22 protein-coding genes are annotated in these 20,298 nt (G+C 47.1%); 6 read left to right on the top strand and 16 right to left on the bottom strand.

The window, feature by feature from the left end; translation table 11 throughout:
- Positions 1-214: 214 nt before the first annotated feature.
- Together OM978_RS00945 and OM978_RS00940 are read right to left on the bottom strand one after the other, a co-directional pair.
- Positions 215-1,792 carry a GMC family oxidoreductase gene (locus tag OM978_RS00945; RefSeq protein ID WP_264344757.1) on the bottom strand — a complete coding sequence of 526 codons (1,578 nt, stop codon included), beginning with the start codon at positions 1,790-1,792 and terminating at the stop codon, positions 215-217.
- Positions 1,789-2,286 (bottom strand): hypothetical protein, encoded by a 498-nt coding sequence (locus OM978_RS00940; RefSeq protein WP_264344756.1) that lies wholly within the window; start codon positions 2,284-2,286, stop codon positions 1,789-1,791. Before OM978_RS00940 ends, OM978_RS00945 begins: the two co-directional genes overlap by 4 nt.
- A 58-nt stretch (positions 2,287-2,344) precedes the next feature.
- Here OM978_RS00940 and OM978_RS00935 point away from each other — a divergent pair, with 58 nt between their 5' ends.
- On the top strand, positions 2,345-3,352 hold the full coding sequence (locus tag OM978_RS00935; RefSeq protein WP_264344754.1) for a hydrolase: 1,008 nt from the start codon (positions 2,345-2,347) through the stop codon (positions 3,350-3,352).
- Positions 3,352-3,609: a YheU family protein gene (locus OM978_RS00930; RefSeq protein WP_264344752.1), complete on the top strand. Its 258-nt coding sequence runs from the start codon at positions 3,352-3,354 to the stop codon at positions 3,607-3,609. Before OM978_RS00935 ends, OM978_RS00930 begins: the two co-directional genes overlap by 1 nt.
- A gap of 2 nt (positions 3,610-3,611) precedes the next feature.
- Here the strand turns inward: OM978_RS00930 and cysQ are convergent, their stop codons facing one another.
- A complete protein-coding gene (cysQ, locus tag OM978_RS00925; RefSeq protein ID WP_264344750.1) occupies positions 3,612-4,439 on the bottom strand; it encodes a 3'(2'),5'-bisphosphate nucleotidase CysQ in 828 nt (275 codons plus the stop codon).
- Entirely contained in the window at positions 4,426-5,004 is a 579-nt protein-coding gene (gene nudE, locus OM978_RS00920) for an ADP compounds hydrolase NudE (protein WP_264344748.1), read from the bottom strand. The genes cysQ and nudE overlap by 14 nt, the downstream gene beginning before the upstream one ends.
- A 61-nt stretch (positions 5,005-5,065) precedes the next feature.
- Between nudE and yrfG the strand changes: the two genes are divergently transcribed.
- Complete coding sequence (gene yrfG, locus OM978_RS00915; RefSeq protein ID WP_264344746.1) at positions 5,066-5,740, top strand: GMP/IMP nucleotidase; 675 nt, start codon at positions 5,066-5,068, stop codon at positions 5,738-5,740.
- A gap of 113 nt (positions 5,741-5,853) precedes the next feature.
- On the opposite strand, the gene OM978_RS00910 is transcribed toward yrfG, so the two are convergent.
- The 12 genes from OM978_RS00910 to gspC all read right to left on the bottom strand — a co-directional run bounded on the left by OM978_RS00910 (position 5,854) and on the right by gspC (position 17,141).
- The gene (locus tag OM978_RS00910; RefSeq protein WP_264344743.1) at positions 5,854-6,612 is read right to left on the bottom strand and encodes a type II secretion system protein N; all 759 of its coding nucleotides are present in this window, start codon (positions 6,610-6,612) and stop codon (positions 5,854-5,856) included.
- The gene (locus OM978_RS00905) at positions 6,613-7,077 is read right to left on the bottom strand and encodes a type II secretion system protein M (protein WP_264344741.1); all 465 of its coding nucleotides are present in this window, start codon (positions 7,075-7,077) and stop codon (positions 6,613-6,615) included. It lies immediately after the preceding gene.
- 70 nt (positions 7,078-7,147) lie between these two features.
- The gene (gene gspL / locus OM978_RS00900) at positions 7,148-8,338 is read right to left on the bottom strand and encodes a type II secretion system protein GspL (protein WP_264344739.1); all 1,191 of its coding nucleotides are present in this window, start codon (positions 8,336-8,338) and stop codon (positions 7,148-7,150) included.
- Entirely contained in the window at positions 8,335-9,315 is a 981-nt protein-coding gene (gene gspK / locus OM978_RS00895) for a type II secretion system minor pseudopilin GspK (RefSeq protein WP_264344737.1), read from the bottom strand. The genes gspL and gspK overlap by 4 nt, the downstream gene beginning before the upstream one ends.
- Positions 9,315-9,926, bottom strand: coding sequence for a type II secretion system minor pseudopilin GspJ (gene gspJ, locus OM978_RS00890; protein WP_264344735.1), 612 nt, complete (start codon positions 9,924-9,926; stop codon positions 9,315-9,317). The genes gspK and gspJ overlap by 1 nt, the downstream gene beginning before the upstream one ends.
- Positions 9,913-10,284 (bottom strand): type II secretion system minor pseudopilin GspI, encoded by a 372-nt coding sequence (gene gspI / locus OM978_RS00885; RefSeq protein WP_264344732.1) that lies wholly within the window; start codon positions 10,282-10,284, stop codon positions 9,913-9,915. Before gspI ends, gspJ begins: the two co-directional genes overlap by 14 nt.
- Positions 10,281-10,919, bottom strand: a complete 639-nt coding sequence (gspH, locus tag OM978_RS00880; protein WP_264344730.1) for a type II secretion system minor pseudopilin GspH — start codon at positions 10,917-10,919, stop codon at positions 10,281-10,283. Before gspH ends, gspI begins: the two co-directional genes overlap by 4 nt.
- Before the next feature lie 3 nt (positions 10,920-10,922).
- The gene (gene gspG / locus OM978_RS00875; RefSeq protein ID WP_233009863.1) at positions 10,923-11,360 is read right to left on the bottom strand and encodes a type II secretion system major pseudopilin GspG; all 438 of its coding nucleotides are present in this window, start codon (positions 11,358-11,360) and stop codon (positions 10,923-10,925) included.
- 3 nt (positions 11,361-11,363) lie between these two features.
- Positions 11,364-12,584: a type II secretion system inner membrane protein GspF gene (gene gspF / locus OM978_RS00870; protein ID WP_233009864.1), complete on the bottom strand. Its 1,221-nt coding sequence runs from the start codon at positions 12,582-12,584 to the stop codon at positions 11,364-11,366.
- Positions 12,584-14,092, bottom strand: coding sequence for a type II secretion system ATPase GspE (gene gspE / locus OM978_RS00865; protein WP_264344726.1), 1,509 nt, complete (start codon positions 14,090-14,092; stop codon positions 12,584-12,586). Before gspE ends, gspF begins: the two co-directional genes overlap by 1 nt.
- Entirely contained in the window at positions 14,092-16,179 is a 2,088-nt protein-coding gene (gspD, locus tag OM978_RS00860; protein WP_264344724.1) for a type II secretion system secretin GspD, read from the bottom strand. Before gspD ends, gspE begins: the two co-directional genes overlap by 1 nt.
- Before the next feature lie 26 nt (positions 16,180-16,205).
- On the bottom strand, positions 16,206-17,141 hold the full coding sequence (gene gspC / locus OM978_RS00855; RefSeq protein WP_264344722.1) for a type II secretion system protein GspC: 936 nt from the start codon (positions 17,139-17,141) through the stop codon (positions 16,206-16,208).
- Between the two features lie 116 nt (positions 17,142-17,257).
- On the opposite strand from gspC, the gene hslR reads away from it, so the two are divergent.
- The 3 genes from hslR to OM978_RS00840 all read left to right on the top strand — a co-directional run bounded on the left by hslR (position 17,258) and on the right by OM978_RS00840 (position 20,281).
- Positions 17,258-17,668: a ribosome-associated heat shock protein Hsp15 gene (hslR, locus tag OM978_RS00850; protein ID WP_264344720.1), complete on the top strand. Its 411-nt coding sequence runs from the start codon at positions 17,258-17,260 to the stop codon at positions 17,666-17,668.
- Between the two features lie 9 nt (positions 17,669-17,677).
- On the top strand, positions 17,678-18,526 hold the full coding sequence (gene hslO, locus OM978_RS00845) for an Hsp33 family molecular chaperone HslO (protein WP_264344718.1): 849 nt from the start codon (positions 17,678-17,680) through the stop codon (positions 18,524-18,526).
- Between the two features lie 213 nt (positions 18,527-18,739).
- Positions 18,740-20,281, top strand: coding sequence for a phosphoenolpyruvate carboxykinase (locus OM978_RS00840; RefSeq protein WP_264344716.1), 1,542 nt, complete (start codon positions 18,740-18,742; stop codon positions 20,279-20,281).
- The last annotated feature ends 17 nt before the right edge of the window (positions 20,282-20,298 follow it).

Here is a 20,298-nt window from a genome sequence, read left to right as displayed (position 1 = left end):
CCAGACACTTAACACCATGTCGTTCAGCAATAAAGGCCTTTATCTGCACAATTAAGAGTTACAGAAAAAGCCTAAATTTACATTTAAGTTACAATTAATTTAATTTAGATTAAAAATGGAACTTATCCTGCTCTTTTCGGAGGGACGCTAAAACAAAAAAAGAAGAAAAAGTACAGATTTGTGGACAGACAAGATGCTGCCCACTACTTGTGGGCTAAGCAGACAATTCAGCACTTAGCTTTTCGGTAAAAGCGGATACCAAAGCATAAATCGTCAACTGAGGATTTGCGCCTAAGCTTGAGGGCAATACCGAACCATCAAATACAGACAGGTTTTCCAATTGATGATGGCGGCCTTGCTGGTTCACCACCCCTTTCGCAGGGTCAGCACTCATATTACAACCTCCCATCACATGGGCTGATGCCAGAGTGGCCCGGTATTTTTGTAGTGGTAAAGCTTTAATAGCCTCGTGGGCTTGTCCCCAGCTGGAATAAAGCTGAGCATCCTGATGAATAGGTAATACCGACTTAGCTCCAGCGGCAAACTGCAGTTCGGCCATCGCCAGATAAGCATCCTGTATGCCTTGCCATAAATAATCAGAAATAGGGTAATCCACTACTGGCTCTCCATGATCGGAGAGCAATACGGTACCGCCCTGACTGTCTGGATGAAAACCATCCCGCAATAATGCAATCACCACCTGCAACTGATTAAACTGCTGCATTAAGGCGGCATGCGACTGAGCAACGCCCGTCAGTTTAGTGGCCATTAACACAGGGTGTAATGGCGGAACCTCTAATTTAAAGCCTATCTGTCCGTTTGAAGGCCAGACAAAGTGATCAGAATAAATCGACTGCGGGGCCCCACTATGACCAGCTATAGTGTCTTCAAACAAAGCACCGGAAATCGCGCTGGGATGCAGGTAAGTATGCTTGCCTAAACGGCCAGACGGATTAGGCACTTTGGAGCGCAGCAACAACGCAGGTGAACCTATAGCGCCGGCAGCCACTATGTAATGTTTAGCTTTAAAACTAAGTTTTATGTTGAAATCAGGCTGAAAATGCGGATCGACAGGCACAGCCACCAAGGATTGCACTTGCCCGCCTTGCCATGCCAGCTCACGCGCCGATACCCGGCTAATCAGCATAGCGCCTGCTTGCATCGCCGATGGAATAGTGCTGACCAGCATCGACTGCTTGGCATTGATGGGGCACCCCATGCCACAGTAGCCCAGGTTAGCGCAGCCGCTGACATTGCGGTTGATCACTGTGTATTGCCAGCCCAGAGCTTCACAGCCCTGACGGAGCTTATCGTTATTGGCATTTGGCGGTACAGGCCAAGGGTGAATATTCAACCTTTGCTCGGCTTGCTGAAAATAAGGAGCTAAGTTGTCTGGAGTAAAGTCTGTACCAAATTCAGCGCGCCAGTAGTCCAGTGTTTTTTCAGGTGTGCGAATAGAAGTCGTCCAGTTGACCGTAGTAGAGCCCCCTACAGCACGGCCCTGCAATATACCTATACTTTGATCCAAAGTTTTACGGCCAGCACCGTCCTGATACAAATGCGGATACGCCCAGCGCTCCTGCTGTTTAAAGTCTTTGCCTTCATACAAAGCGCCCATTTCCAGCAAAATCACTTTGAATCCAGCAAGACTAAGCTGTTCAGCAGCCATAGCACCACCGGCGCCAGAACCCACTATCACCACATCTGCTTCAAACTGTTTGTCAGCAGTTAAAGTGGAAGCATCAAGATAAGACCAGCCTGAAGATACGCCATCGGCAATCAGGTTTTTCATGGATTAAACTCCGGCGCGCTGTAACCCAATGCTTGCCAATGCTGTGGCTGACCATAAAAAGCACCGTAGATCAGTTCGCGCAACCCGCTAAAGGCTTGTTGCAATAAAGAAAAATAACTGTCACGCCAGCTTAATAACAAATCCAGACGCTGCGATAGCGGCAAATCGGCCAGCTGCAACCACTGACCTGTTAATGCCAGTCGGGCTAAATCCTGCTGCAGTAACTGAAACAATTGGTTTAACTGTTGCTGCTGGCTTTGAGGCAAATAGGCCAGAAACTCCAGCACAGCGTCACGGCTTTGTTGCAGTGATAACTGTTGTGCCGTGGCCTCTGCTGGCAAAGCTCCCATCAATACCGCTGGCAATAACGCATCCAGCACCAGAACAGCCGCATTGTCACTGCCTTGCAGACTTTGATACTGATATACTGCGTAGCCTGTGCTGGCTGCCAGGGTAAGAGCAAGCGAGCGGAAAATAAACTGGCGTCTGTTCATTCTTATTGTGGTCCGGCCAGAAGAAAGTGACTTTGATTGTTAAGTAGGATTGTTGATTTTGCAAGCCCCTGAAATTGTAAAACTTCCCCCGGTATTTAAACCAGCATGGTGGCTGCGTAACTGCCATCTGCAAACCATAGTGGCTAAGTATCTGGCTCCACGTCGCGCTTTGGCGACAGAAACAGAAATGCTGGCATTACCCGATGGCGATCATATCCAGCTGAACTGGACAGAAAACCCGGAGCAGGCTGCAGCTAAACCTATAGTGGTGGTGTTGCATGGTCTGGAAGGTAATATCCAGAGCCATTATGCAGCTGGTATGTTGCGCGCTTTGCAACAACAGGGCTTTATTGCAGTGCTGATGCATTTTCGCGGTTGCAACGGTGTCGCCAACAGGCTGCCCCGAGCTTACCATTCCGGTGATACCGCCGATCTGGCCTATTTGATAGCTCAGATTCAGCTGCGTTATCCAGGCCGTGAGCTGGCTGCTGTTGGCTTTTCACTGGGCGGCAATGTGTTGGTGAAGTATTGTGGTGAACAGGGATTACAATGCGTTCTAAAAGCTGCTGTAGCCGTATCTGCACCGCTGGCTTTAGCTCCCAGCGCAGAGCGTATTAATCAGGGCGGCAGCAAAGTGTATCAGCAGTACCTTTTGGGACGGCTCAAAGCCACTATGATGCGTAAACTGGACCGACACCGGGATTTTCCTTTGCCCGTCAGCAAAGCACAAATTCTGGCATTAAAAACCATTCGCGACTTTGACGACTTACTAACAGCGCCGCTGCATGGTTTTCAGAATGCCGACGACTATTACCAAAAATCCAGCGGCAAAGCTTATTTAAAGCAAGTGCGTGTGCCGCTGTTATTGGTGCATGCTAAAGATGATCCATTTTTATCACCAGCAGTCTTACCTAAAGCTGATGAGGTCCCCCCTTATGTGCAGCTGTTATTATCCCGCCATGGCGGTCATGTTGGTTTTGTTACAGGCAACATGCCTTTTAAAGCGGAGTATTATCTGGAGCAGCAGCTTCCCCCTTACCTTGCACAATTTTTAGGAAAATACTGATGTTATTGATCCCATACCAAGAATTATCCGCAGACACACTGGAAGGCCTGATCGAAGCTTTTGTATTACGTGAAGGAACTGAATATGGTGAGCAGGACATTAGCCTGAGCGACAAAGTGGCTCAGGTGAAAAGCCAGTTGCAAGCGGATCAGCTGGTTATTTTGTATTCAGAGTTACATGAGAGTGTTGACATCATCACTAAACAACAGTGGCGACAACTGGTAAAGCAGGGAGAGATTGAGAGCGATCAGCTCTGAAGTTAGTCTAAAGTTCTGGTCGCGCTGTGGGCACGGATCAGCTCAGTCCATGGCACTTCAGAGCGGCCTATCACCATAAAATCCGGGTTCGACAGAGTTTCACGCTGGTTATAGCTTAAAGGTGCAAACTGACTATCGAGAATTTTACCACCAGCTTCTTCGACTATTACATGCACAGCCGCTGTATCCCATTCTCCGGTAGGGCCTAAACGCAGGTAACAATCTGCGCCACCTTCAGCTACTAAACAGCTTTTTAATGAGCAACTGCCCAGCGCTATAAATTCTGAGTTGGCAGGCGTATTTAACAGCTGATGAATATGCTCTATCGGCTGGCGACGACTGACCGCAATTTTGAGAACATCACCGGATTGATGCTGATTAACCCGAATGCGATTGATCAAATGCTGTTGCTGTTTAAAAGCACCATTGCCGCGGGTAGCGTAATACCAGATTTGTTCTTTGGGCCAATAGATGACCCCTAAAACAGGCCAGCCATGTTCCACCAGCGCTATGCTGACGGCGAAATCACCACTGCGGGCAATAAATTCCTGGGTGCCGTCCATAGGGTCAATCAGCCAGTAGCGAGGCCAGTCCTGACGTTGACGTAGCGGCAATAAGTGCATCTCTTCAGAAACAACAGGTATATCAGGAGTAAGCTCAGTTAAAGCATGCAGGATCAGCGCATTGGCAGCCAAATCAGCACTGGTGACAGGGCTTTCATCCGCTTTATGTTTGGCTTCATAGTCGCCACTCTGGTAAATAGACCATAAGGTATCACCAGCGGCACGAGCTGCGTCTTTGACAGGTTCTAATAACCTACTTAAAAACATCCTGATGCTTGTCCAGATAATCTCGGGCTAAGAACAAGGCCGCTACACTGCGAGCCTCAGTGAAGTCGCTCTGATCTAACAACTCAAACTGCTGTTGCCACTGCCATGGCACCAGTTCCAAAGGTTCGGGTTCGTCACCTGGCAAACTGGAGGCTGTTAAATCCAAAGCTAATACAATATGCATTGTAGCACTAAAGTATCCCGGAGCTAAGGCCACGGTTTTTAAAGGAATTAAACGCCCGGCTTTAAAACCTATTTCTTCCTGCAGTTCGCGGTTAGCGGCTTCAGCTACAGTTTCACCTGGATCGATCAGACCTTTAGGGAAACCCAGCTGATAATCATGAGTACCAGCACAGTATTCCCGTATTAAGTAAAAACTGCCAGGTTCAGGACAAGCCACTACCATCACTGCACCACGGCTACCGCCTTTCATTCGCTCGTAGGTGCGTTTTTCACCGTTGCTGAATTGCAGATCCAGCTGTTCAATTTTAAACAGCCGACTTTCAGCGACCAGTTTTTGATCTAAAATTTGCGGTTTTTCTTTGTCGCTGTCGCGCTGCGCCATAAAACTGCCTCTGCTACAATGGGCCATCGCCTTACTATAAATGGATTAGCTGGAAAAACCTATGCTGGACTGGAGACAAATTGATACCGTTTTGCTAGATATGGACGGTACTCTGCTGGATTTACACTTTGACAACTATTTCTGGCTGGAACATTTACCAAGACGCTGGGCAGAGCTTAGTGGCATCAGTGTGACCGAAGCGAAACAGCAACTGGAAGCTGAATACCATGAACTCAATGGCAAAATTGAGTGGTATTGCCTGGATTACTGGACCAAACGACTGTCTTTGCCTATCACAGAGCTGAAACGTGAAGTGATGGATAAAATTCAGATGCGCGCTGATACCCCAGCCTTTTTAACGGCATTAAAAAACTCTGGCCGTAAAGTGATACTGGTGACCAATGCCCACCCGGATTCGTTATCGTTAAAAATCGAGCGCACTACTCTTGCCAGTTATATTGATACCCTGGTGTCGACTCATGAATTTGGTGTGACCAAAGAGCAACAGGAGTTGTGGCAACAGTTGCAGCAACGTTTTGGCTTCGATCCGAAGCGCACTTTGTTTGTCGACGACAGTCTGCCGATTTTACAATCGGCGCAACGTTTTGGCATCGGGCATTTATTGGCAGTGGCCAATCCTGACAGCCAAAAACCCAGCAGAGCTATCACTGAGTTCCCGGCTATAGAAGATTATTCGGTGTTACTGGCAGATATTCAGGCGACATCCCCTAATTAATTGAAGTTGCAACGAGGCGACCAGTGAATGAGTCCCCATGAACATAGGCGACTATGTGATTGGGGCGAGAGAACACAGTCAACAAATTTGCACCTTCAAGTAAGACGGGGAAACTAACGGCTCTGTAATTTCAGAGTAAAACGCCCTTCAGCGTCCGGCTGGCCAACAAACTGCATCGCCTGATGCACTTCTTTTGGCAAGCTGGCGTCTGGTTTCATAGTGCCATTGAGCTGATACTTACCTTGTTCACCTATCAGTGCAGTCACATTCAGCGCCAGCGGATTGCCAGGTTCTGTCACCAGTTGCAGCTGACCCTGTTCACAACTTAAGTTGGCATCAATAGCTTTTAAATCTATCCAGCCTGAAGGCGCTTGAAACTTGGCGTCTAACCAGCTGGCTTTACCTGCTAATTGTTCACACCAGGGTTGCCCCATACTAAAATTCTGAATATTCAGCAGCATAGTGCCACTGGCAGCGACCTGAAACGGCAAACGTAATTTCAGTAAAGGGATTATAGGTTCTACCGGTAAACGTAACTGGCTGGTTTCCAGCTCTAATCCGGAGAAACCATAAGCCAGTTGAGCTTTGGCGTAAGGCAAAGCGGTTTGGCGAATTTGGCCAATATCGAGCGATAATGCCAGTTTTCCTGCGAATAAAGCCCATGGCTTTAATTGCCAATTGACCTGTTGTAGCACATAGCCATTGAGTGATACCGCCTGGATCTGGCCTTGCCATAACGTGCCGCTGACAGGACCTAACTGAACCTGTGGTGGTAAAATCACCAGCTTTAACCACCAGGCCGCAGGTGCTAACAGCAGTAAAAACAGCAAATACAGGCCAATAGCGGCAGGGATTATTTTTTTATAATTCATTTACGACTCAACCAATAAACGACGAACACGCACCATACCAGGCGCATCGGCTACAGCTAAATCCAACTGCACTATGCTGACATTATGCTGATACTGTAATTCATGCAGCCAGGCCAGCAATTGATCAAAACTAATATCATTGAGCATCACCTGCATCTGATCATTTTGTGGCTGCATCCGGCTGACCTGAATTTTATGGGTGCGGGCGCTGGAGCTAATCAGATCCGTCAGACTACCCTGAACTTTGGTCTGAGTCGAGACCACAGGATAGCTGCGCACTTGCACCAGCTGCTGACTCACCTGTTGCAGCTGCTGTTGCTGAGTTTGATAACTCAAATGCAAAGGAGCCCATAACAACCAATAAAAAGCAGCTACGGCTAAAGTGACGGCTGCGCCCAACACCAACTGTTGTTCACGTTTTTGTAGCGACTGCCACCAGCTTTGTAGTTGTTTCATTTGGCTCATAAGCTACCTCCATGTACCGCATCCTGACTGGCAGCCTTCAGCTGTGCAAATTGTCTGTCCTGCCCATGGTTCATGCTTTCACCTTCATCGCGACAGTGCCTTGCACTTTGCCACCTTCGTTACTTAATGCCCCTTGTTTCACTTCAAAGCCTTTTTGCTCCAGCCTTGTTTTTAAGTTATCAAAGCGCTGGAAGCTGTCGGCTTCAGCCTGAAACCTCAGCTCACTGGTTTTCTGGTCATACTTCAAATTATCTAAACGCACGTTAGTCGTCGCTGCCAGCTCCTGTTGTAAATCATTCAACAAGCTAAACAAACTGGCATCCTGACCAGTGCCCGAGCCTTGTAACTTACGGGCCAATTGACGCGAAATATCGCGGGTAGATTCAGCCGGGAACCGGCTTTTATACAAAGCCACCAGTTCTGCCCTTTGTTGCTGCAACAATTGTCCTTGTTGCCATACCCCAAAGGCTAAAGAGATCAGATATAAAGCCAGGCAAGCCGCACCCAAAGCTATCGAGCTTTGCCATACAGACCAGACTTTGTTACGCGCCTTTTTGGGTGCGTATTGGCCCTGTAATAAACTAAAACGTTGTTCCGGCAGTTGCTGCGCCAACAACGCCAGAGGTAGTTCAGGCTCAGCAGCTTGCACGTTTTGCAGTATTTCTGTTGGCCACGGACTGTAGCTATGGATCAATTCAATATTCGCCAGACTTAAAAAGTCCGCCCACCAACCAGGTTCAATACTGGACGCCTGCCATTGACCCTGACGTAATAACCATTGCCCAGCCAGCTCTATGGCCGAAGCACCATCCTGATGTAAAGGCAATAACAAAGCATCAGGCAACAGCTGTGTTGGCTGGAAACCTGCAACTACTAATGACCCTACCCATTGTTCCAACTGAAGCTTTTTACATAAAGCCACTTGCTGCCAATATTCTTTACCACGCTGCTGGCATTGGCCTAAAGCCAGATATAGCTGTTCTATATCTTCGGCATGCTCTTCTTCAAGCATATAAGGCAAGGCCTGAATAATTTGCCGGTTTGGTTTAGATGGCAATAATACTTCACTTAACACCACATCAGCTGCTGGCACTAAAGCCACCACAGGACGACGACCTAAACGCTTAGACAAAGCAGACAAGTCATCGGCAGAGGCCAGTTGACCTGAAGCTATAATCTCTTGATTGACGGCGGACCAAACCAACCAACTGATTGGCTGCTGTGGCTGACTGCCCAGTCTTATTATTAATTGTTCGTTCACCACTGGCCTCCAAACCGCCGCGCTATCACTTTTACTTTTTGTTGCTCGTCAATCACCAGCACAGACGCCAGATTAAAAACTGTGTCCATATAAGTGACTGTGGTTTCGAGCAAAAAATAATTCGAATTTATTGCCATCATGGCTTTGACCTCGTCCGTGACGCTGATACTTGCCAATTGTGGGCTGGCCCAGACTTCATCCAGAGTGGCAAAACCTTCTTCTGGTCTGCTGCCTATTAAATCTGAGGCTGCGCCTTCATCTAATTCAGGAATATAAGCCGATAATAAGGCCGCGTTTTCCGCTGGGATCGTATTAATATTCAGTTTACTGGTACTGACTTTAGGGATCACACAAACCCAGGGTCTAACCAACTCGTAATCCGCAGGAGTTAAATCCAGCATCACCCGTAATTCGGAGGTTGAACCCATCAAACTATTGGCCGTATAAAACGGCATCTGCAACCCTGCATAGTCGTCCTGTTCAGCCCCCCCGGCAGTTTGCAACAAACTATCCGCATCCAGCCAGTCGCTGACCCGGGCTGTTAAGTACTCAGCTGGCATCGACAAATCTGTCGCCTTTAATTCCAGCAGACGCTGAAAGGCTTTTTGGCTGGCCGTCTGACCAGCCCCCACCTGCTGCTGATCCGCAGGTCGCTGTAAATTATTTAAGTTAAAGCAGCTTTGTAAATCAATCAGCTTGCCGGTAATACTGCCATTATCGACCGGAAAAGTAGCACCCAACTGCGCCCAGTCCTGTGACAAATTCACCGTCTCTTTACCCGCTACTGTGCTTTTCAGCAACTGAATACTAGCTTGTTCTGCTGCTATGCCGTACCAGTAAGCTTGTTGTTGTTGCTGTAAATTCAACTGTCGTTGCAACTGCAACTGCAAACGGCCGCTCATGCCGACAGCGATGACCACCACCAAAGCGACAATCATCATGACGACTACTAATGCCACACCAGACTGACGACGCATCAGGTTAATCCGTTCATTAAGGTGTAAAAACGCTGCATTTCACCTAACTGTTCATGCACTATGGTTAAACGGATAGCTTTGGGTAACTTCTCGTCATTCCAGGTTTCCAGCCACTCTTCGTCTTTTAAAAATTCCACTTTAAAACCAGTGACCTTGTCCAGCAAAGGCTGCACTTTAGGCTCACTGCCGGTCACAGCATCCGGGAACAAACTAAAGAGTCGCTCAATTTTACCTTCACGAAAACGATAGCCAACAGCCTGGATTTCGCTACGCGGTAATACCATACCCGGGTTACGCCAGCCACTGTGGACAAAAGCAAAACCTCCCTCTTCGCTTTCCAGCATCAGCTTATCGCCAAGCAAAGGGGATTTGACCGGGTCTTCACCTTCTACCCGAATTTGACGTGCACTTATTTGCGCCAGATCCCGCTCTAAAATCAGGAAAAATCGTTGTATTTGTGCCAGACGTTCTGCCGCTTTTTGGGATGCAGCATCAGACTCTGTCACACTGGATAACACGCTGGCTGAAGCTAGCCCAACTAAAGCAAAAATCGCCATCGCCAGCAACATTTCAATAAAAGTAAAACCACGGCCAGCTTTAACGTTCAGCATCAGGTTTACCTACAAAGGTTTGTAACTGATACACCACTTTTTCCGGGTTATCTGCCAGACTGACTTTCACCACTACAGCACTGAAATTCGCATCTGCAGTTTTTTGGATTTCCTGTTGCCATAACCAGCTGCGGTTAGCAAATTCAACAGTCTTTTGTTCGCTTTTTAATGGCCAGGTTTTCTCCAGAAAAACCGCATTCAGCTGATTTTCCGCGATATATGAAGCAAAGGTCATGTTTTCCAGATGAGAAATAGAGTTCATATGCTCAGACGCTGTTTTCATCACTGCAGCACCAGCAGTGGCAAACACGGCCATAGCAATCAGCAACTCAATCAGGGTAAAACCTTTGCTTTTCATGGTCTGTCGTTTTCCACTTCAGATTTAGTCAGTGGAATACTGTATTCACCTTTGAGCACCTGATACCAAAAAGGCTGCTCAGTTTCATCCGCCAACACCAGTTGAAACGGGCTGATGTCGCCGGACGATAAAATATAGATGTTGGGCAACAAAGGTTTTTCCCGACTTTTTGCCGGTCCTTTAGGTTTTCCGTCTTTGTCTGCTTTTTTCTCTTCTTCTTCGGCCGCTTCTTCCTGCTGTTCCAGCAATTCTTCCTGCAGTTTACGGAATTCTTCCTGACCTAAAATGCTGTCTTCTGCCCAGCTTAAGCCTTCCAGCTCAAGCTCTGCCTGCACAGATTCTGGCCAGGGATGGAATTGCATAAACTTAGGTTCACCCACTTCCAGCCATTTCTGACCATCATGCACCAAAAACTGATAGCCCTTGTCGTTCAGGACTAAGCCAAAATCCTGCTGCTTTAAAATGGCAGTCTCAGAGATCACCTGCACCAGTTGCTGCAACCGATCGGTTTCTTTCTGAATACGGGCTGTTCTGGATTCACTGACAAAGTTCACCACCACGTAGGATGCCATCAAGCCAAGCAATAGCATCACTAACATGATTTCCAGCAATGTAAAACCGCGGTGGTGTTTCATACCTTAGTTTTGCTGCGCTTCCGGCGCATCCAGATTCCAGTTGCCTATGTCATCATCCGTGCCAGCTACACGGTCTGGTCCCATTGAATACACGTCAATGCGGCCCATCTCACCTGGACTAACTAACAAATAATCGTTGTCCCATGGGTCTTTTTGCAGGCGCTTGATAAAACCACCTTCAGGGAAAGAACGTGGCATAGGCTCTGACGTTGGCTGGGTAACTAAAGCTTGTAAGCCTTGTTCTGTGGTTGGATAAAAGCCGTTGTCCAGCTTGTATAAATCCAGCGCATTTTCCAGCTGCTGAATATCCACCACCACTTTTTGTTTGGCCGCTTTTTCCTGATTGCCCATTAAGTTAGGCACTACCATACTGGCGATAACACCCAAAATAACAATAACAACCATCACTTCTAACAAGGTAAAACCTTTTTGTTGTTGCATTTTTTAACCTCCGACTAAATTGTTTAATGCCAAAATAGGCTGCAGAATCGCCATTACAATAAATAAAACTATGCCAGCCATCACGGCAACTAAAACAGGTTCAAATACTTTCAGTGAGACAGTGACCAGGGTTTCAAATTCCCTGTCCTGCGTATTGGCGGCACGCTCTAACATGCCATCCAACTGACCACTTTTTTCGCCAGAGGCAATCATATGCAGCATCATTGGCGGGAATAATTTAGTTTGCTCCAGGGCGTTTTTCAGTGAAGAACCCTCACGAACCTTCAAAGTGGCCTCGGCAATAGACTGACGCATGTAACTGTTATCCAGCACATCAGCACTGATACGCATAGCTTCCAGCAAAGGCACAGCACTGGCGTTCAGAATACTTAAAGTACGGGCAAAACGGGCTGTGTTTAGACCACGGCTGACTTTACCAATCAAGCCCAGCTTTAATTGTCGGGTGTCTATTTTCAATTTAAAGGCCGGCTTTTTCAGCGCCCTTTTAAAGGCAGCAATAGCCAGAAAAATGGCCAGCACCACAAGCAGGCCGTAGGAACGTAAGAAATCACTGGCCGCGATCAAAAACAAAGTAGAACCAGGCAAGCTTTGCCCCATATGTTCAAACTGACCAACGATTTGTGGCACTACAGCAGCCAGCAAAATACTAATCACTGCTATAGCAAAAAAGGTCAGAATGGCAGGGTAAAGCAGTGCCTGCATAATCTGGCTACGCATATGCTGGCGTTGTTCAGTGTAATCCGCTAACCGGTTTAATACCGCGTCCAAATGGCCTGACTTTTCACCTGCAGCCACCATAGACGTAAACAAGTGATCAAACACATAAGGAAACTCGGCTAAACCTTCAGCCAGGCTATAACCTTCCACCACTTTGGAGCGCACTGACATCATCATGCTTTGCAAACGGGCTTTGTCACATTGTTCTGATACAGCAAGCAAAGCACTTTCTATCGGCAAACCTGCTTCAATCAAGGTCGACATCTGGCGAGTGATCAGCGCTAATTCACTGGCACTGATACCGGATTGGAACCACTTTTTACCGGACGCCAGCAGTTTTTCCTGACGCGAAGCCAGCTCTAAACTCAGAGGCGTCAGTTTTTGCTCACGCAATAGCTGGCGGGCCTGACGGGCATTATCGGCTTCCAGTACACCTTTACTACGACGCCCTTTGGCGTCCATGGCCTGGTATTCAAAAGCTGGCACTACAGATCCTCTCGGGTCACACGCAATACTTCTTCCAGCGTGGTTTCACCCGTTAATACTTTGCTGAAACCGTCCTGGCGGATGCTCGGGCTTTGAGTACGAATGTATTTTTCAATCGACTGCTCGCCTTTGCCGTTATGGATCAGTTCACGGGTATGCTCGTCAACCACCAGCAATTCATGAATACCGGTTCGGCCACGGTACCCCGTCTGATTACAATGCTCACAGCCTACAGCACGATAAATCAGTGTTCCGTCTTTTTTTGTAACGCCAAGTAAAGCCCGTTCTTCTTTGTCTGGTTCATGGGCTTGTTTACAGTGCACACATAAAGTTCGCACCAGACGCTGCGCCAATACCCCCAATAAACTGGACGATAATAAAAAGGGTTCAACCCCCATATCTTCCAGACGGGTAATAGCACCAGAGGCGGTATTAGTGTGCAGAGTACTTAAGACTAAGTGGCCGGTTAAACTGGCCTGCACTGCAATTTGTGCCGTTTCTAAATCACGGATTTCACCCACCATCACCACATCAGGATCCTGACGTAAAATGGCGCGCAAGCCACGGGCGAATGTCATATTCACCTTGGTATTGACCTGCGTCTGGCCTATACCTTCCAGCTCGTATTCAACAGGATCTTCTACCGTCAGAATATTACGGTCTTTGGTATTGATCTCTGTCAGACCAGCATACAAGGTGGTACTTTTACCCGAACCTGTAGGGCCTGTGACCAGAATAATGCCGTGAGGTTTTAAAATTTGCTGAGAAAAGTTTTGTTGTATAGCCGGTGTCATACCCAGCTTATTTAAATCCAGATGCGAGTTATTTTTGTCGAGTAAACGCATAACAACCCGTTCGCCATGGCTGGATGGCATGGTTGACACCCGAACATCCACAGCACGGCCGGCAATACGTAAACTGATACGGCCATCTTGTGGCACTCGTTTTTCGGCTATGTCCAGCTTGGCCATTACTTTGATACGGGATACCAATAAACTGGATAACTTACGGTTAGGTTTTAATACTTCCCTTAACACGCCATCGACGCGAAAACGCACCACCAGATTTTTTTCAAAGGTTTCGACGTGAATATCTGAAGCACCCAACTTGATCGCTTCGCCAAGCATGGCATTGATCAGTTTAATGATCGGCGCATCGTCTTCGTTTTCTAATAAATCTTCGGTTTCAGGAATTTCATCAGCCAAAGAGGCTAAATCGACTTCGTTACCAATGTCCTGCATGATTTGCTGGGCTTCGGACGAATCCCGCTGATAAGAGGCTTCCAATAACGCATCAAATTCAGTTTGTTGCAGTTTCTGCACTTTAAAAGGCGCTGATAATAAACGCCGCACTTCCAGCAACGCAGCTGGTGGAGTTTGTGGATTCACATACAACAGCCAGCCATCTGCCTGAGCCTGCAACAAGACACCAAAACGTTTAGCAAAACCAAAAGGTAACCGCACTTTGGCTGCTACTGGCTGCATGTCATTCAGATCAACAGCAGACATTAGTTATTCCCCTGCTCTGCAGGTTTTGCTGCCGGTGTAATAGCCCCTTTGTCCTGAGCTTCTTTTTTCTGCAAATATTCATCAAAAGTTGGCGGAATAATTAAGGTTTCATCAAATTCAGGCATAGCCGGTGTTTCAGCGCCAGGCATCAGATGAATACCTTTTTCGCCCTGAGCCAGCTGCTCCGCTCGTACATAGTTGTATTTACGCTGGCTGACTTCACTTAGCAAACCATCGTCACGCATAATGGTAGGCTTGATAAAAATCATCAGGTTACGTTTACGTTTAGTTGAAGAGGTAGAACGGAACAAGGCCCCTAATACCGGTATATCACCTAGTATTGGAACTTTAGATTCGCTTTGTTGCACATCTTCATCAATTAAACCACCCAGCACTACGGTAGCGCCATTGTCAGCAAGGACAGTGGTTTTAATTTCCCTTTTAGCTATGATAGGGTTGCCTTCAATATCACCGTTACGGCCCGATACTTCTTGCTCTATGGTGAGTTTAACCGCATTACCTTCGTTAATCTGAGGTGTTACTTTCAGCTTAATACCCACTTCTATCCGATCTAAAGTGGTAAAAGGATTGGTGCCACCTGAACCTGGGCTGGTGGTGGTTTTAATAGGTACTTCTTCACCGACAATAAAAGAGGATTCCTGATTATCCAGCGTAGTCAGGGACGGTGTGGCCAGAATATTCGAATTACTGTCACTGGTCACAGCCTGTAAAATAGCGCCCCAATCGTTTTTCACTACGCCCAGCATCATACCTGTGACGCCACCAATGGCTTCACCCAAGGCAGTGTAGTCACCTGGCATTTCCGGATTTACGGTTGTTCCTGTCTCTGTATCAACAGTGGAGCCTGGGGTTGGTCTAGCCGCTGCAGCACCAGCGGCAATCTGGCTGATAGGTACGACGCCGTTATTAAACTGAGTTAACCCACCTTGAGCACTAATCCATTGCACCCCTAAGTTGGCACCTGAGTTATCAGCTACTTCAACAATAATGGCTTCCACCAGCACCTGAGCACGACGGATATCCACCTGCCGAATCACATCTTCCAGTGAACGTAATACGTCCGGCTGAGCGGTAATCACCAAAGAGTTACTTTCGGCATGAGCTTCAATACTGACATCACGGCCTTTACCAGCAGTTCGGGCACCTTGAGCCTGAGTCGCTGCGCCCTGAGTTTCTGCAGCTATAGTGGCGCTGACGCCCTGTAATACTTTAACTAAATCTTCGGCTTTGGCGTATTTCAGGTAGTAAACCCGGGTATTGCCCTGGCTTTCCAGTTCAGCATCCAAACGCTGCACCAAAGCCACAACACGCTCACGCGCCTGACGTTCACCACTGACAATCACACTGTTGGTACGCTCATCCGCCACAATTTTTGGAATCAAAAATTCAGGCTGTTCAGATTTACCCTGATTTTTATAGATATTTTCCAGAATACGTACCACTTCGGCGGACGAAGCGTAACTTAACTTGATAACTTCCAGATCCTGGTCACCGGCTTTATCGACACGGGAAATAATGTCAACCAAACGGTTCACTGTCTCGGCCTGGCCTGTCATCATAATGACGTTGGACGGGTCGTAGTTCACCACACTGCCGCCACCGCTTTGATCGACAAACTGGCGCAATAACGGAGCTAATTCACGGACTGAGACGTTTTTCACCTGTACCACACGGGTAACCATTTCGTCACCCAAAGCACCGGCATTGTCACTGACCACAGGGATGTTAGAAGTTTTAGCATCTTTTTGCCGCACCACTTTCAGCACACCACTTTTCATTTCAACGACTGAAAAGTCATAGACTTCCAGTACGTTTAAGAAAAACTGGTAATACTGTTTTTCGTTCAGCATTTCGTAGCTACGCACATTAATACGGCCACGCACCTGCGGATCAACAATGATGGTTTTATTCAGATTTTTACCAACAATATTAATAAATTCGTTGATATCTGTGCCTTTAAAGTTCGGCTGATATTCAGTTGCAGTTGCAAAAAAACTCAGCAGCGCGATAGCGCCCAAACCAAACCAACGGGAAATTTGCACACGAGAAGATGTCACTGACTTCATTAGAGTTTAACCATCTTAATTAATTATTATTGTGACAGACTAAAGACTATGTCTCTGGTCTGGCCATCACGTTCAACCTTAATAGAAGCCTGAGTTGCTTCACGTAATTCATTCATAACCATCATGGCCTGCTGCATATCATTTAACGCAGTACCGTTAATTTCAACGGCTACATCGTTAGCTTTTAAACCCATGCGTTCAAATAATTCAGGATCTTTACCAGGCGTCACACGGTAACCATAAAGCTGACCGTTACGGTATTGCGGCGAAGCACGAATATAGTCGAAAAACTTCATAGGTTCCGACATCATTTCTTTGCGTACATCCGCTAATTCTTCAAGTGCAGGCTGAGGCCCTTCCATCATAGGCTCAGACTGAGGCTGGTAATCCACTTCCTGCAAACCACCATTTTCAGCAGCCATTTGCTGATATTCGATACCATCCAGCATCAGGGTCTCAAAGCGGGAGGACACTTTCAGCAACACTCTGTCCTCAAACACCTGACTTAAACTGGCGCTGGTGCCTTCAATTTTATCCTCTACACCATAAGTTTGTTCAGTTCCCTGACTTTCTATGACCGCCGAGCCTTGTTCAGGTTTGCCAGCAATAGATACCACACCTGTCAATTTGACATTCAAAGTAGTTTTGGGTGCTGAAGAAGGCACAGCAACAGGAGCTGCGTCCACAGTTTCTGAGGCTTTGCCGAATAAGCTGGCGGCCAATAAAGACTTCAGATCCGGCGCACCAGGACCAGAAGCTGTCACCGCAGCACTAATAGGTTCTACTTGCAGTGTTGGTAACAGTTGCCAACTTAGTTTTGCCAATAACCAACAAAACAGCAGCACAAAAATTCCGGTCAGCCAGAAATTCAGGCGTTGTTGCGGCAAACGGGTCAGCCATTCAATGGCGGGTCTGGTGGAAGCGAGCCAATTCATTCTTAATAATTCTGTTACAACACTCATTGCATCTTACCCAGTTGTTTTGTCCTCAACAAGCCTACATATCAGAATTCCTAAGCCTCTGACTTTAGACAGAGCCCGGGACTATACTTTATGTTCACTTGCAGCGGAGAACAGGCATGGATAAATCGGTAAACCAGCCTACCACAGTTATATTGCGTTTAGATAAATGGCTGTGGGCTTGTCGCTTTTATAAAACCAGAGCGCTGGCAAAAGACATGATCGAAGGCGGAAAAGTTCATTATAATGGCCAACGTTGCAAAGCCAGCAGAGCGGTTGAAGTCGGAGCGACGATAAAACTGACTCAAGGCACGGACGAACGAACTGTGATAGTGCAGGCATTGTCTGACAAAAGACTGGCTGCACCATTGGCTCAGGCTCTGTATCAGGAAACAGAAGAGAGCATGAAGCTCAAACTGGAAAGAGCTGAATTGCGCAAAATGAATTTGCTGTTTGCGCCTCACCCGGAAACCAAACCTGACAAAAAAATGCGTCGTCAGTTGCTGCTGATTAAAGCGCAGCAATCCTAAGGTACTGTTATGAATCAAGATGTGTTAGTACGTTTTTTGTTTAATGAACGTGATGTGCGTGGCGAAATCGCTTACGCCTCCGACAGTTTGCAGCAAATGCTGCAAAACCATGATTACCCTTATCCGGTGAAACAATTACTGGCTGAATTGGTGGTAGCCACCAGTTTGCTGACGGCCACCTTAAAGCTGGACGGAGATATTGCTGTGCAATTGCAGGGCGATGGTCCGGTGCGTTTTGCCGCAGTCAATGGCACAGCAGAACAAGAGTTTCGGGGTGTAGCCCGTCTGCAAGCCGAAATTGGTGCCACAGGTTTTCGTGATCTGATTGGTGAAGGTTATATGCTGGTGACTATTACACCAAAACAAGGTGAGCGTTATCAGGGCATTATTCCACTAACAGGCAATAGCCTGACTGACACTTTAGAAGCGTATTTTGCTCAGTCGGAGCAACTGCCGACCCGTTTGTATTTATTTACTGATCTGACCGAAGGTAAAAGCCGGGCTGCAGGTTTGTTGTTACAGGTGTTGCCGGTTGACCCTGAAAAAGCCAAACAGGATTTCAGTGATTTAGTGATAGTGACAGACACCATCACCTCTGAAGAATTGCTGAATTTGCCAACAGAGCAAATGCTACATCGCTTGTATCACGACGAAGAAGTGGAGCTGTTTGCACCACAGCCTATACGTTTTGTTTGTGGTTGCTCGCGGGAAAAATGTGAATCAGCCATTATCAGTTTAGGTAAATCGATCATTGAAGAGCATATAGCCGAAGGCAAACTGGAGATCAGTTGTGACTACTGCAATAGCACTTATCAATTCGACAGTGCTGAATTATCCTTATTATTGAATAAGTTTTAAGCATTACTCCCTTGAGAGAGCGAGCTGATATTGCTCTCTCAAGCGGCCAAACAATCATGTAACCCACCCTGTAAGTTTTCATTTTTCCACTAAATTTCCGACAAAACCCACTATCTCTGGATGTTTTGGCCATCCAAATGAAGTACAATCGGCCCGAACCCTATTAAAAACCATAAATTTACCGACTTACGTACCTCAAGGAGTCACCCTACAATGACCTCTACAATCACTCGCCATGTCGATTTAACAGTGGCCGATTTAGTTGAACACGCTATTCGTCGTAATGAAGGTGTATTAGCGGACAACGGCGCTTTGGTGGTTAAAACCGGTCATAGAACTGGTCGCTCACCTACAGATCGCTTTATTGTCAAAGAAGCCAGCACAGAGCAGGATATCCAATGGGGCAATGTCAACCGTCCCTTTGATCCGGTGAAATTTTCTGCGCTTTGGGCTCGTGTCAACGACTTTATTGCGACCAAAGAACATTTTGTCTCTCACCTTGAAGTAGGTGCAGACCCGGAACACTACATTCCGATGACGGTGACCACAGAAACCGCATGGCAACATATTTTTGCCAAAAACCTGTTTATCACTTCAGCACACTGGAACAAAGCGGGCAAAGAGACCTGGCAAATTCTGAACGTGCCTTCGTTTGAATGTGACCCAGAGCGTGACGGCACCAACAGTGATGGTACTGTGATGATTAACTTTGCCGAGCGCAAAGTGTTATTAGCGGGCATGCGTTATGCCGGCGAAATGAAAAAAGCCATGTTCTCAGTACAAAACTTCCTGTTGCCAGCCAAAGGTGTATTACCTATGCACTGTTCGGCCAACGTAGGTGAAGCAGGCGACACCACCTTATTCTTCGGTTTATCAGGCACAGGCAAAACAACTTTGTCTGCCGACCCTAAACGTTTCCTGATTGGTGATGACGAACACGGCTGGGCACCTAACTCAGTGTTTAACATTGAAGGCGGTTGCTACGCTAAATGTATCGACCTGTCGAAGAAAAACGAACCTGTGATTTGGGATGCGATCCGCTTCGGCACCATTCTGGAAAACGTGGTGTTAGATGCTAACCGCACGCCGGATTACAAAGACGCCAGCCTGACCCAAAACAGCCGCGCCGCTTATCCATTAGCTCATGTGGAAAAACGTGTACTGGAAAACCGTGCCGGTGAACCTAAAGCCGTCGTTTTCCTGACCTGTGATGTCAGTGGTGTATTACCACCAGTTTCTATCCTGTCAGAAGAAGCCGCTGCTTATCACTTCTTAAGTGGTTACACAGCCAAAGTAGGTTCAACGGAGATTGGTTCAACTTCCGCTATTGAATCAACCTTCTCCACTTGTTTTGGTGCACCGTTTTTCCCACGCCCAGCTGGTGTGTACGCTGAGCTTTTGATCAAACGTGTACGTGAATTTGGCAGCAAAGTGTATTTAGTCAACACAGGCTGGACCGGCGGTCCACATGGTGTGGGTAAGCGTTTTGATATCCCAACCACCCGCGGCATTATCGACGCTATAGTCTCTGGTGAATTGGCGACTGCTGAAACTGTACATTTAGCAGAATTAAATCTGAATGTGCCGTTAAAGGTAACTGGTGTGGACAGCAACTTGCTGAACCCAAGAGATACCTGGACTGACAAAGCCGCTTACGATCAGTACGCCAGCAAACTGGCCGCTGAGTTTGCTAATAACTTTAAGAAATACGATGTATCTGATGCGATTCGCAACGCAGGTCCAAAAGTAGCTTAATGTTTTTTTGATATTGA

Source organism: Rheinheimera sp. MM224, from assembly GCF_947090785.1.
GTDB lineage: Bacteria > Pseudomonadota > Gammaproteobacteria > Enterobacterales > Alteromonadaceae > Pararheinheimera.
Note: the sequence above shows the minus strand (reverse complement) of the source record. Positions and strands in the feature narration are given on the sequence as shown.